Origin of the sequence: Fibrella aestuarina BUZ 2 (genome assembly GCF_000331105.1) — a bacterium.
In the GTDB taxonomy this organism is placed as follows: Bacteria; Bacteroidota; Bacteroidia; order Cytophagales; family Spirosomataceae; genus Fibrella; species Fibrella aestuarina.
Genome location: NC_020054.1, coordinates 5,770,745 through 5,783,933, shown reverse-complemented (window position 1 = coordinate 5,783,933; position 13,189 = coordinate 5,770,745). Strand labels below are relative to the sequence as shown.

The window sequence follows — 13,189 nt, the reverse complement described above, 5'->3', positions numbered from 1 at the left end:
ACGCTTTGGCCGCATCGGGTAGTTTTGCGGCGAACCGCCCGCCATAAACGGGGTCACGGGTACAGCCGCAAAGTGGTGCCTGGCTGTAGGTTTTGATTTGAATTTAGTAATTTTGGCTATGCCCAAGACAGAGACCCTCGAGGAGTTTTATCAGCACAAATTCAACCACTTACCCGACGAGCTACAGGCCATCATTGGGCAGGTGAACGTGTTTCGGCTGGAAGAATGCCTGGCCCCCAACGCCAGTCCGGTGCAGTATAGCCGACGGGATTTCTACAAGATTTCGCTCATCCGGGGCCAAAACGTCTATCACTACGCTGACAAAAGCATCGAGATCGACGGCCCCACGCTGTTGTTTTTCAACCCGCAGGTGCCTTATACCTGGCAACCGGTGGCCGAAGACACGTCGGGTTATTTCTGCATTTTTCGGGAGGCGTTTTTTGCGGGTCGGTTTAGCGCCAACCTGACCGATTTGCCGGTCTTCAGCCCGGCCGGTAAGCCCGCCTACCCACTTACTACCGATCAGGACCGGGAGGTGAGTGCCCTCTACGAACGGATGCTCGCCGAACTCACATCGGGCTATGCCTTCAAATATGAGCTGATTCGGACGTACGTCTCCGAGCTGATTCACTACGCGCTCAAGCTGCGCCCGTCCGATGCGTTGTATCACCACCCCGACGCCCGGGCGCGGTTAACGGCTATCTTTATCGAGCTGCTCGAACGGCAATTTCCCATCGAGTCGCCGGGGCAGCGGTTTACCCTACGTTCGGCGGGCGACTTTGCCCAGCAACTTTCGGTGCACGTCAACCACCTTAACCGCTGCGTCCGCGATACGACCGGCAAAACCACCACCGACCACATTGCCGACCGCCTGGCGGGCGAGGCAAAAGCCTTGCTGCGCCATACCGACTGGAACATCGCCGAGATCGGCTATAGCCTGGGGTTCGACGAACCGGCGCATTTCAATTATTTCTTTAAAAAGCGAGCGGGCATGGCCCCTTCTGCTTTTCGTCGTGTTTGAATTTGGTAAGTATCTGCTTGAATCGAGTAAGCGCCTGCGCTGACTGAGCGGCTACTTTTGTGACCGTTAACCAGGTACGAACATGACCAATCAATCACAACAGCAAATCCAAGTATGGTTTATAACCGGAGCCTCGAAAGGCTTCGGGCTCGAACTCGTTCATCAACTAATCCAGCAGGGGCATCGGGTGGCGGCTACCTCCCGCGACGGGGCCGAGCTACGCCGGGCTGCCGGTATCGAATCGGCTGATTTTCTGCCAATGACGGTCGACCTGATCACGGAAGCAAGCGTCGCGGAGGCGATTCAGGCAACCATTGCCCACTTTGGCCGGATCGACGTGGTCGTCAACAATGCGGGCTACGGGCAGGTCGGTGCCCTGGAAGAGCTGACCGACGAAGAGGCCCGCGCCAATTTCGAGGTGAATGTCTTCGGTACCCTGAACGTGATCCGGCAGGTGATGCCGCAGCTGCGGAAACAGCAGTCCGGGCATATCCTGAACCTTTCATCGATTGCCGGTATCTCGGGCGCCTTTCCAGGCTGGGGCATTTACTGCGCCACCAAATTTGCCGTCGAAGGCTTGTCGGAATCGTTGGCGGCCGAAGCGGCCCCATTTGGCATTAAGGTCACGATTGTAGAGCCGGGCTACTTCCGCACCGAGTTCCTGGCGTCGGGGTCGCTGCGGACGGCCGGCGACAAGCTGAGCGACTACACGCAGGTACGTGAGTCGGAGGAAGCGCATCAGTCGCAAATCAGGGGTAACCAGCCGGGCGATCCGGTAAAGGCCGTTGCAGCCATGATTCAGATTGCGGGAGAAGCCAACCCACCCCTGCACCTGCTACTCGGGCGGGATGCCTACGCCGTGACCGAAGCGAAGATCACCTCGTTGCAGGCCGATATGACTACGTGGAAAACGCTCACGCAATCGACCGATTTTACGGAACCGGCTATGGCGTAACGTATTGACCTACAATAAAGAAGCCGGACTGCGTAGCTACGTGGTCCGGCTTCTTTGTTACGGGCTGGCCGATGGCTCCCCCAACGTACCTGAACGTACCTACAGGTTGTCGAACTGATACGTACCGGCGTCGAGTTGTTGCAACGTACCTGAGCCGAGCAGCCGCAATGTGGCTGTGGAGTTAGGCGGGATGGTCACGCTGTAGGTGACGCCCTTCTTCGTCCGTTTCCAGGCCGACCGGATGGTGCCGTAGGGCCCCTCGTGCGTCGCGTCGAAGCCATCGAGGCCCGCCACGAAATGCGGCTCCAGCAGCACGTGCTTGAACCCCGGCCGGGCCGGGTCGGGTTTGATGCCGCCCAGCCCCTTGTAGTACCACGCCCCGATTTCGCCAAACATGATGTGGTTCATCGAAATGTCGCTTTTGGCGTCGATGGGCCAGTTTTCGTAGAGGGTCGTCGCGCCGTTTTTGATCCACCAGCCCCACGACGGAAACGTTTCCTGCGCTGCCACCCGGTAGGCCAGATCGGCCTGCCCGTTGTCACTCAGCGCGTTCAGGATCGTTTTGGTGCCCAGCAGGCCCACGTCGATGTGCGCGCTGTCGGCCACGACCCGATTGGCCAGGGTCGTGGCGATGCGGCCCCGGAGGTTGTCGGGCACCACGCCCCAATGCAGCGGCGCGCTCAGTTCGGTCTGGATGCCGGTGCCGTAGCTGCCCGCCGTCTGGTTAAGGTATTTGGCGTTGATCGCATCCCTGATTTTTGCGGCCAGGGCCACGTACCGGTCGGCGTCGGCCTGCCGGCCCAGCAACCGGGCCGCGTTCGCCAGAATCGACGCGTCGGTGAAATAATAGATCGACGAGGTCAGCTCGACCGGCGCTTTCGATTTCACCGGCACCCAGTCGCCCAGGCCCCAGGTAGTTAGTCCGGTCGGGCTGATCTCGGTGATGTGATCGACGTAGCGTTTGATGTTGTCGTAGTTATCAGCCAGGATTTTCTTGTCGCCGTAAAACAGGTACACGTTCCACGGAATCAGCGCGATCGTGCTGGTCCAGTCGGGGCCGTTCCCCCATTCGTAGCCCCAGCCCCCCGTAGGGATGATGGAGGGCAACACGCCGTTGGGCTGCTGTTCGTCGCGGTGGTCGGCTAGCCATTTTTCATAGATCGTGATGCCGTCGAAATTGTACAGGCCCGTTTCTACCGCAATGTGCGCGTCGCCCGTCCAGCCGTTTTTTTCGCGTTGCGGGCAGTCGGTGGGGTAGCCGAAGAGGTTCGAGAGGTACGAGCTGTTGGTCGCCGCCCAGATCTTGTTCAGCGTCGGGTTGGTCGACGTCACCTGCCCCACCACCGGCACGTCGCTGTGCATGAAGTAGCCCGTGAGTGCCTCTTTCGTTAGGGCGAGCGGGCGGCTCGTGGTCACCTCCACGTACTGAAACCCCTTGTAGTTGAAATGCGGCATGAAGGTCTCCTCGCCCCGGCCACTCAGGATGAATATGTCGGTCTGGAACGGGTCCGACGTACCCACGGGCCGGTAATGCGCGTCGATGTTCGACTGATCGACCCGGCCGTTGGGATACAATCGTTCGGCGTGCTTGAGGCGGATGGTCGTACCCGCCGCCCCCTTGATCCGGAACTGGCTCACCCCGGCGATGGTTCGGCCCAGGTCATACACGAAAACGGTGTCGTTGATGCGGGTGATGCGTTTGGCCGGAATGGCCTCCACGTTCCGGATGGGGTGCATCGCCTGCGCCACGATGTTTGTCGAGGGGGCCGCCCGGTAGGCCACCTCTTTCCAGGTCGAATCGACAAACGCGGCGGTGTTCCAGCCGGGCTGTTCGCGGCGGGCGTCGTAATGTTCGGCGGTGTAAATGCTGTTGAAGACGATGGGGCTGAGGCTCGTTTTCCAGCCTTTGCCCGACGAAATGGTTTCCACCGACCCGTCGGTGTACGTGATCCGCAGGTCGAGGCAGAAGGTGGGCCGCGCCCGCCATGGGGCCTGGTGAAAATACCAGACGGCGGTCGACTGATGGTTGTACCAGCCGTTGCCCAGCAGCACGCCAATCGCGTTTTTGCCCGCTTGTAGCTGCTGCGTCACGTCGTAAGTAACGTAGAGCGTCCGCCGGTCAAAGCGGGTGTACATGGGGTCGAGGCGGTGATTGCCGATCTTCTGCCCGTTCAGGTATAGCTCATACAAGCCCCCCGCTGCAATGTAGGCCCGCGCCGATCGGATGGCTTTGGTCGCCGAAAACGTCTTCCGAAAGTAGGGGGCGGGCTTCAGGTCGATGCTGTTGCCGTCGCTGATCCAGGCACCCTGCCAGTTGCGGCTGTTGCCCATGCCGGTCTCGAAACGGGCCACCGCCGAGGTCGACGCCTTGTTGTCTTTGTCCCACACCTCGACCCGCCAGTAGTAGGTCGTAAACGGCTGAAGCGCCGGCCCGGTATACGACACCAGTTGGGCGTCGGCGTCGATGCGCCCCGATGTCCAGCCCTTGCCCAGCGCGAGCGAATCGGTGCCGACGTACACCTGATAGGCCGTCTGCTTTGCGCCGTTGCGGGTGTCGGCCAGTCGCCACGTAAGCCGGGGTTCGGGCGAGTCGATGCCGAGCGGATTCACCAGGTATTCGCAGCGCAAGCCAACGGGCAGGCAGGGCGGGGCCGGGGCTGCTTCACCGGCCCGCGCGACGAACAGAACAAAAAACGTGAGCGAATAAATAGAGACGAGGTTGAGCAGGAGTCGCTTGATCATGGGGCGCGTGACAGGGGAGGTGCCATCACGACAAAGCCAGTTACTGCCCCCTTTTTAACCCCTCAGCCCCAAACTTCCTGGCCGATTGCCCTTCAGGAACGTACCCGGCGCCGTTGGCAACGTACCTGAGCGATACTATCGACCAGAGGCTCGATTAAGCAAATGCGACAGAGCAAAAGAAGCCCCAACCGGCAACCTTCTGCACGCATGTTAGTTAGCTGTTATAGTCTATCGGTAAAGTATGAAAAGCCGATCAACAGTAATCAACAATCGCATACAACCATGAACAAGGAGAATCAACTGAACCGACGCCAGGTGATCGGTGGCATTGGCGGTGGCCTGGCTGCCGTGATGGCAACGCCTATATTGACTAACGCGGCCCCCGAACCGACCAACGCACCGTCTGCGCCTGCCTTGCAGGACCCCACGACCAAATACCCTAAGCCGCCCTTCAAAGAGCAGCCGCAGCCGTGGCCGGGCCTCGCCAGTAAAATGGACCCCCGCCCCGACCACGGCGAGCAGAGTTACAAAGGCTCGGGCCGACTGACGGGCCGGAAGGCGCTCATCACGGGCGGCGACTCGGGTATGGGTCGGGCGGCGGCGATTGCCTACGCCCGCGAAGGGGCCGACGTGGCCATCAACTACCTGCCCGCCGAAGAACCGGATGCCAAGGAAGTGGTTGCGCTGATCAAAGCGGCGGGCCGGAAAGCGATTGCCATTCCCGGCGACCTGCGCGACGAAGCCTTCTGCAAACGCCTGGTCGACGAGGCCGTGAAAGGATTGGGCGGGCTGGATATTCTGGTCAACAACGCGGCCCGGCAACAACAGCGGGCGTCGATTCTGGAGCTGACGTCGGAGGATTTCGATGCCACGATCAAAACGAACATCTACGCGCCGTTCTGGCTCACGAAGGCCGCCCTGCCCCACATGCCACCGGGTTCGGCGATCATCAGCACAACGTCGGAGCAGGCCTATGATCCGTCGCCCAATCTGTTTGATTACGCCCAGACCAAGGCGGCGAACATGAACTTCGTGAAGTCGCTGGCCAAGCAGCTCGGGCCGAAAGGTATTCGGGTCAACGGTGTGGCACCGGGGCCAATCTGGACGCCCCTGCAACCCAGCGGCGGCGCCACGCAGGAGAAACTCAAAACCTTTGGTGGTGATACTCCACTGGGCCGCCCCGGCCAACCCGCCGAACTGGCGTCGATCTACGTGCAACTGGCCGCCAGCGATGCCAGCTACGCTACAGGGCAGGTTTACGGCGCTGCCGGTGGCAACGGCCAGCCGTAACGAGGTTTGCGAGTATTGATTGGGATTAACTGGTTGGCTATCAGTAATAGGCTGACTGCCAGTAGTACGTAGGCTATTTTGTCATCCCGACGCAAGGAGGGATCTTGAGGTATCCTGACTTGTGAGCAGGGATACATCAAGATCCCTCCTGACGTCGGGATGACAAAAAAGGAGGCGTAACAAAAAAGCGGGGATGATAAAGAATAGGCTATTTCCCCAACGACTACGTTCATAGGCCACAACGACTTACGGAGCTGATCGTTGCCTGTCGTGATTGACGAACTCCTCTCTGGCGCTCACTCGGGTGCCAACACCGGCCAGCCGTTGCGGAAGGTGAGTTGCCGGAATGCCAGCCGGGCTTTGCCTTTGTCGTCGGCATCGTAGAAATGAATGGAGACCAGTTGCCGGTTACCATCGCGCAGCAGCCCCACGTGACCCGGCCCGATGTAGCGGCCGTCGGTGCGCAGTACCAGCGTGCCTCCGCCAGCCGTCAGGTCGCGACCCGACTGATCGACGAATGGCCCAAGCGGACTGGTCGACCGCCCGACCACGATGTAATAGGTGCTGTTCAGGCCTTTGCAGCACAGGCCGTTGTTGGCGAAGAGGTAGTAATAATTGCCTTCCCGAATTAGTGCCGCCGCTTCCCAATCGGATTGCCGCCCACCCGCCACGGTCTTTATGGTGGCACCGGCTTTGAGTTTGCCCGTCAGTGTATCGATCTCGGCGGCGCCCAATCCGCCATGAAAGGAACCGTAAGCCAGATACACCCGGCCGTCGGTGTCGCGCAACAGGCTGGGGTCGATGGCGTTGATATCCGTCCGGACTTTTGATGAGACGACCATGCCCTGGTCGGTCCAGCGGTAGTCGGGCGACTGCGGGTTCAGGGTGGGGGAAGTGGCCACGCCAATGGCCGACACCGGCGACCCGAAGGTGGAGCAGGAATAGTACAGAAAATACCGCCCGTTCATCCGAATGCAGTCGGGAGCCCAGAAATGGCCTTTAAACCCGCGCACGGTGCTGTCGATCCAGTTGGGCCAGGTGCCTTTCTCGAAGATGGGCTTCTGGGGTGTCCAGCGTTTGCGGTCCGGCGAACTAACCACCTGAATGCCGTTGCCCGTCGCGAAATACCAATACGTACCGGCTTCGTTCAGCACCGTGCTGGGGTCGTGCGTCACGATGTCCGGGTCTTGCGCCCGCGCCGCGACGCCGCACAGCAGGGCCAGCAGGCCGATCCAGGGGCCAAATCGGATTCTCATAAAGGAGGCGTTAGGAAAGCCAAAAACAAAGCGGATAAACCCGGTAAATCAGGCTTATCCGCTCCATTGGTGCCTTCAGTTAAATCGAAATTTTCTGCACGGGCGTGTAAATCAGCTCAGCCACCCCGACGGTCTTCACCCCGATGCGGGCGTAGAAGTACCCCCGGCCACTGAGCGAAGCGGGCAGCGCCAGCGAGAACGCCAGGCTTTTGGTCAGGTCGGCGAGGGCCGTGCCGCTGAGGTTGACGGCCCCGGCGTTGTTGGTCGCATCGACATACTGCGTCGTACCCACGTAGAGCGTCGCCCGTTCGATTGCCCGCCCGGTCGCCACCTGATTTACCGTGCAACTCGCCGTCAGGTTGGTACCGTTCCGCTGAATCGCCGGGTTTCGGATCACGAAATAGGGCTGCACAGGTACGTCGACCTGTACCGCGCCACGTACCTGCACCTGAATGGTATCGGTGTTGTCGACCCAGGGACCGTTGCCGCGCAGCCGTACCAGCTTGTAGTCGCCATCGAAGACGGTGGCCGCGAACGACCCGTCCTGCGCTACGTAGACCGGAATTTTGGTGTAGAGTTGGTAACCCGGCTGCCACAACTCCAGCTGAACGCCGTTGGTCCGTACCCCCACCGGCTGATTTTCGTAAACGACCCGCCCCGTGATGGTGGAGGTAGGTGGTTCGAAATTGTCTTTGGCGCAGCCGCCCAGCAGGAGACTGCCCGCCAGCAGACCAAGATAGATCGCTTTCATAGTCGGTTCTTAGTGAAAGGGGTTACGGATAATTTTCGGGTTGTTATTGATAACCGCCTGATCGATCGATGAATAGTAATTGCCCAACTGGAACAGGCGCGGCGCCCGGAAACGTGGAGCCAGCAGTTTCACAAACACATACTTGCCGTCGCGGGCGTCGCCGGGCCGCACAATGCGGTAGGGGTAGAGCGCATACATCATCGCGTCGGGGTTGGTGGTGTTGCCGTTCCAGAGCTCGTGGGCAATACGCCAGCGTTTCAGATCCCACACGCGGTGGTCTTCGAAGGCCAGCTCCACGCGCCGCTCGTTCTGGAGCCGGGCCAGCGTGAGCGTAGTGAGGCTGTTGGCCGGGAAACCCGCCCGTTCACGTACCTGATTGACGTAGGTGAGGGCTTCGGCGTTCTGGCCGAGTTCAAAGGCGGCTTCGGCGGCATTAAGCAACACCTCGCCCAGCCGGAAACGTACCCACCACATGTCGCTGCGAATACCGCGCGTGCTCGACAGCGGCGCCGGATCGATGTATTTCCGCAGGTAGAAGCCCGTGTTCGACACCTCCGTTTGCGAGCGTTGCGGGCCCGAGCCACCCGTCAGCAGTTTGCCATCGGTGTAGTTTGAGCCCAGCGTACCGCCCTCGACCACCTGATAGGTGCTGTTGGCCGCGTTCCAGACCATCACCCCCGCCTGAATCTGCACCTCCTGCCCTTTGAAGCTGGTGCCGGGGTAGATCACCGTGCCGTAGAGGCGGGCGTCCTTGTTGGCAAAGGGGCCACTCAGGTTATCGTAGTAGATGTAGTCCTTGTCGTCGGCCGTGCGGGTTTTCAACGTACCGGCGCTGCCATCCAGGTATTCATAGGCCTCCACCAGATTCAGCACGGGCGTGACGTTGGACGACGACAGGTTGTCTTCGCGGATGTTGCGGGCAATGTTGTCGTAGCTGAAGCTGTGGCGTTTGTCTTTGGCCGTCAGGAAATCCTTCGCCAGAATTACTTCCGAGTTGTTCAGCTTCTTGGTGATCGCCTCGAAGAAGTTTTCGCCCAGGTTGGGGTTGGCCTTGTAGAGCCGGTACGGACCCGCGATTACTTCTTTGGACGCTTCCAGCGCCTTAGTATAATACTCCTGCGCCCGTGCCGCCGGAATGCCCACTTCGCCGCCCGGTGTGCTGATGGGCGCGCCCATGCGGTTGTTGTACTTGGCAATAGAGCCCGCATAGAGCATAGCCCGACTTTTCAGCGCCATGGCCGTGTACCGGTTAGCGCGGGTGTTGCTGCCCGCGTTGCCCAGGTCGTTTTTGATGGCGTCGAGTTCAGTAGCGATGAAATCATACACCTCCGACTCTTTGTTGCGCGGAAACTGCAACGACGTGGGGTTGCCGCTGAAGTCGTAGATGAGCTGTTTGGTAATGATGGGCACACCCCCCATCCGTTTTACCAGCTCGAAATACATGTAGGCGCGCAGAAACCGGAATTCAGCCGAAAACTGCGCTTTCTGCGCCGCGTTCAGGGCGGTACTCTTGGTTTCGATGTTTTCCAGCGCCAGGTTGATGTCGCGGATCAGGCCGTAATCCCACAGCCGCCAGCGGTCGAACCCATACGAGATGATGTTGTTGGGGCCATCGTTGTTGCCCGACCACATAGCCTCGTCGTAGGCCGCAAACTGATCCCAGCCGTTGTCGATCTGGGTGTGGGCCGGCAGCCGGTCGTAGTAGTTGGCCAGCAGGCTCGTGATCAGCTTGGTATCGTTCCAGACCTGGCTTTCCAGGATAATGTTGGGCGGTTGCCGCTCCAGAAAGTCGTCCTTACAGGCGGTCAGACCAAGGGTCAGCAGGCCAAGCGACAGGTATTTATGAATGCGTTTCATGGACAAGTCGTGTCAAATGGGTTAGAAACTCAGCGCGAAACCAGCGTTGTAGAGGCGTTGTGGCGGATACACCAGGGCGCCGTTCGACGAAATTTCCGGGTCTACCTCGATGGCCTTCAGGTTGTCGAACGAGACCAGGTTGGTGCCGTTGACGTACACTTTCATGGCCGACACACCGAATTTGCCCAGGAACGTTTTCGGCAGGTTGTAGCCGATCTCGAGGTTGCGCAGGCGCAGGTAACGCACGTTGGTCACCCAGAAATCGCTGCGGCGGCTGTAGTTCACGTGGCTGGGGCTGTCTTTCCGAACGGGCGGGTACGTACCCGACACCCACGGACTGTCGGCGTTGAACGGATCGGCCCGGTGCCAGCGGTCTTCGAAGATGTACGACGGCGACGTACCGTTGTTCTGGAACGGAATCTTCTGCTCCACTTCGCGCCGGAACGTCTGCAACCCCGCCCCGACAACGTCGACCTGGAGCGTGAAGCCCCGGTAACCAAACGTGCCGTTGAAGGCGTAGTTGAAGTAGGGCGTAGCGCCTTCGGCGTAGCCAATCGGCCGCTCGTCGAGGGCGTTGATGGTGCCGTCGCCGTTGACATCTTTGTAGATAAAATCGCCGGGCAATTGCGTGCGATTACCCTGCCCGTCGTTGTCGACCCGGTACTCATCGATCTGCTGCTGCGACTGGAACCGCCCCTCGACCTGGTAGCCCCAGTTGATACCCGACCAGCGATCGACGGCCGAGTTGCGGTATTGATCCCACGAGTTGCCGAAGCGGGGTTTGTAGATGTCGAGGCTCCGCTGCCGGGCCAGCGTGGCGTTGGCGCCCAGGGTGTAGGTGAGCCCACCTACTTTACCCGAATAGGACAGCGCGCCCTCGATGCCCCGGATGGCGTCGGAGTTGAGGTTGGCGTTGGGCAGGGTGTAGCCTACTTCGCTCGGCAGCAGCACGTCATACTGGGCGGCGGGCAAGCCGGTGCGCTTGCGCTCGAACACATCGAACTGCCCCGAGATTTTACCACCAAACAGCCCGAAGTCGATCCCCACGTTGGTGGCGATGTTGTTCACCCACGACAGGGTCGTGATGGGCAGGCCGCGCGGCTGCACGCCAATGACGTAGTTACCGTTGAAGATGGCGCTGCCCGACAGGAAGTTGTAGCCAGGCAGGTAGCTGAACGGCGCCACAATGAAGGCGTCGTTGATCAGGTCACTACCGGTCCGGCCGTAGCTGGCCCGCAGCTTCAGTTCGCTGATCGTGCTGCCCACCTTATCCTTGAAGAACGGCTCTTCGCTCAGCCGCCAGCCCAGCGAGGCGCCGGGGAAGAAGCCGTACCGCCGACCCGGCGCAAACAGGAACGACCCATCATACCGACCCAGCACTTCGACCAGGTACCGCTGCTTGAAATTGTAGTTGAGCCGGCCAATGTAACCCGCCCGCGCCGACACGTTCCATTCGTCGATGAGCACGTCCTGGTTGGCAAACGACATCAGCGGGATGTAGTTGTTGGGCGGCACTGTATGCACCACTAAGTATTTGTTATCGGTATCGTAGCGTTCATAGGCCAGCACACCCGATAGGCCATGGTTGCCAAACTGCTTGTTGTAGGTGGCCTGCAACTGCATGAACCGGTCGGCAATGTTGCGCTTCCGGCGCTCGCGCCAGGGGTTCTGGTTGCCCCCGCCCGGCACTACATTGTAGGTATCGGTAGCGGCGTCGTAGGTATAGGCGTCGTAGGTGTACTCGAACCCGTCGAAATCGAAGTTCGTGAAGTTGTACGAATACGTTCCCTTCACGTTCAGCCCGAAGTCGAGGTCATACTGCGCCGTGAAGTTGGCTTTGACCGCCCGCCAGATTTCGCTGATCGTTCCAGTAATTTCTTTCCGGTACGTAGCCGGGTTCACGTTCACGTTGTGCGTCTGGGCGATGTAGTTCGGGTTGTCGTTGGCGTAGGGTCGCTCGGTTGGCCACATCGAGAAGATACTCAGGAAGGGGTTGAAGTAATCGTCGAGCCCCGGTACGCCCACCTGAAAGCGGTCTTCGATGCGCCCGCTGATCTGCGTCCCGATCCGTAGCCGCTTGCTCAGGCCCGCCTCCACGTTGGCCTGGAAGTTACTCCGCTTGAAGTTGTAGTCCCGAATGAGGGCGTCCTGGGTCAAATGGCTGGCCGATACATAGTAGGTAACGTTGTCTGACCCGCCCGACACGCTGGCGTTGAGGTAGGCCTGCGGTACGTTTGGCCGCATCACCATGTTGTAGTAATCGAAGCTCTGAAACCCTTTCTCGGTACCGACGCGCCATTTTTCCAGTTCCGTGGGGGTAATCGAGGTGGCGATGCCCCGGTTCTGATCCGACTCGGCCAGCGCCCGCACGTGCTGATAGGCGTTGGCGGGCCGGGGGTAACGCGTAAAGTTTTGCAGCCCGTAATAACCCGACAGGCTGATGACGGGTTTCTGCCCGGCCTTGCCCCGCTTGGTGGTGACCAGCACGACCCCGTTGGCGGCCCGTAGCCCGTAAATGGCGGCCGAGCCGTCTTTCAGGATGGAGATGTTCTCAATATCGTTGATGCCTAAGTTGTTGAACTGGCCCGCATCGGCCACGATGCCGTCGATGACGTACAGCGGCGCGCCCATGTTGCGAATCTGAATGTTGGTGCCGCCCCCCGGCCGGGCATCGGTTTGCCGGGCCGTGATGCCCGGTACGCGCCCAACCAGCGCGCTCGACGTGGCTACGGCGGGTGTCCGGATGATGTCATCGGCCTTGACCGCCGCGACCGACCCCGTCACCGTACCGCGCGACTGCGTGCCGTAGCCCACCACCACCACTTCGTCGAGCGACTGATCTTCGGCCAGCAGCGTGACCGATAATTTGACCGAATTGCCAACCGTGATTTCCTGTTTCTGATAGCCCACAAACGAGAACACCAGCACGGTATTCGGGTCGGGCACGGTAATCGAGAATTGCCCCTGGTTGTCGGTGGTGCTGCCGCGCACGGTGCCTTTGATGACTACGTTGACACCCGGCAGGGTTTCCCCTTTTTCGTCGGTCACCTTGCCCGTTACCACAATGTCGGCGAGGGGGCTGGTTGTCGTGCGCCGTTCGTTGCCAAACGCTGCGCCGCCGGGGGCTCTGGCTAAGGTCGTGTTCACCATCATGCCACAGGCCAGCGAGATGAGGGCGCATAGCGTCGTCTTGCGAGGTACTGATCGTCTCATGAGTCTGACTGTTTAACGGGTTTATTAAACGCTGAATGGTACTGATAACTAGGCGGTGTGTAGTGCTTCAGCTGAAGCAGAATAATCCTAAAAATCAAAGCTAT

8 protein-coding genes are annotated in these 13,189 nt (G+C 59.9%); 3 read left to right on the top strand and 5 right to left on the bottom strand.

What is annotated here, in order from left to right; genetic code table 11:
• The first annotated feature begins 118 nt into the window (after positions 1–118).
• Positions 119–1,021 carry a helix-turn-helix domain-containing protein gene (locus tag FAES_RS23945; protein WP_015333783.1) on the top strand — a complete coding sequence of 301 codons (903 nt, stop codon included), beginning with the start codon at positions 119–121 and terminating at the stop codon, positions 1,019–1,021.
• An 82-nt stretch (positions 1,022–1,103) separates the two neighbouring features.
• Positions 1,104–1,976, top strand: a complete 873-nt coding sequence (locus tag FAES_RS23940) for an oxidoreductase (protein ID WP_015333782.1) — start codon at positions 1,104–1,106, stop codon at positions 1,974–1,976.
• Between the two features lie 99 nt (positions 1,977–2,075).
• Here FAES_RS23940 and FAES_RS23935 read toward each other — a convergent pair whose 3' ends face one another.
• The gene (locus FAES_RS23935) at positions 2,076–4,718 is read right to left on the bottom strand and encodes an alpha-L-rhamnosidase (RefSeq protein ID WP_015333780.1); all 2,643 of its coding nucleotides are present in this window, start codon (positions 4,716–4,718) and stop codon (positions 2,076–2,078) included.
• 282 nt (positions 4,719–5,000) lie between these two features.
• Here FAES_RS23935 and FAES_RS23930 point away from each other — a divergent pair, with 282 nt between their 5' ends.
• Positions 5,001–6,008, top strand: a complete 1,008-nt coding sequence (locus FAES_RS23930) for an SDR family oxidoreductase (protein WP_041258344.1) — start codon at positions 5,001–5,003, stop codon at positions 6,006–6,008.
• A gap of 296 nt (positions 6,009–6,304) precedes the next feature.
• On the opposite strand, the gene FAES_RS23925 is transcribed toward FAES_RS23930, so the two are convergent.
• The 4 genes from FAES_RS23925 to FAES_RS23910 all read right to left on the bottom strand — a co-directional run bounded on the left by FAES_RS23925 (position 6,305) and on the right by FAES_RS23910 (position 13,085).
• Entirely contained in the window at positions 6,305–7,264 is a 960-nt protein-coding gene (locus FAES_RS23925) for an arabinan endo-1,5-alpha-L-arabinosidase (protein ID WP_015333778.1), read from the bottom strand.
• A 79-nt stretch (positions 7,265–7,343) separates the two neighbouring features.
• Positions 7,344–8,015, bottom strand: coding sequence for a DUF3823 domain-containing protein (locus tag FAES_RS23920; protein WP_015333777.1), 672 nt, complete (start codon positions 8,013–8,015; stop codon positions 7,344–7,346).
• A gap of 9 nt (positions 8,016–8,024) precedes the next feature.
• Positions 8,025–9,872 (bottom strand): RagB/SusD family nutrient uptake outer membrane protein, encoded by a 1,848-nt coding sequence (locus tag FAES_RS23915; RefSeq protein WP_015333776.1) that lies wholly within the window; start codon positions 9,870–9,872, stop codon positions 8,025–8,027.
• A gap of 21 nt (positions 9,873–9,893) precedes the next feature.
• Positions 9,894–13,085 (bottom strand): SusC/RagA family TonB-linked outer membrane protein, encoded by a 3,192-nt coding sequence (locus tag FAES_RS23910; RefSeq protein ID WP_015333775.1) that lies wholly within the window; start codon positions 13,083–13,085, stop codon positions 9,894–9,896.
• Positions 13,086–13,189 lie beyond the last annotated feature (104 nt).

Bases quoted from the DNA above. Each gene is read 5' to 3' on its own strand.
- FAES_RS23945 (WP_015333783.1), top strand. From the start codon at position 119: ATGCCCAAGACAGAGACCCTCGAGGAGTTTTATCAGCACAAATTCAAC.
- FAES_RS23940 (WP_015333782.1), top strand. From the start codon at position 1,104: ATGACCAATCAATCACAACAGCAAATCCAAGTATGGTTTATAACCGGA.
- FAES_RS23935 (WP_015333780.1), bottom strand. From the start codon at position 4,718: ATGATCAAGCGACTCCTGCTCAACCTCGTCTCTATTTATTCGCTCACG.
- FAES_RS23930 (WP_041258344.1), top strand. From the start codon at position 5,001: ATGAACAAGGAGAATCAACTGAACCGACGCCAGGTGATCGGTGGCATT.
- FAES_RS23925 (WP_015333778.1), bottom strand. From the start codon at position 7,264: ATGAGAATCCGATTTGGCCCCTGGATCGGCCTGCTGGCCCTGCTGTGC.
- FAES_RS23920 (WP_015333777.1), bottom strand. From the start codon at position 8,015: ATGAAAGCGATCTATCTTGGTCTGCTGGCGGGCAGTCTCCTGCTGGGC.
- FAES_RS23915 (WP_015333776.1), bottom strand. From the start codon at position 9,872: ATGAAACGCATTCATAAATACCTGTCGCTTGGCCTGCTGACCCTTGGT.
- FAES_RS23910 (WP_015333775.1), bottom strand. From the start codon at position 13,085: ATGAGACGATCAGTACCTCGCAAGACGACGCTATGCGCCCTCATCTCG.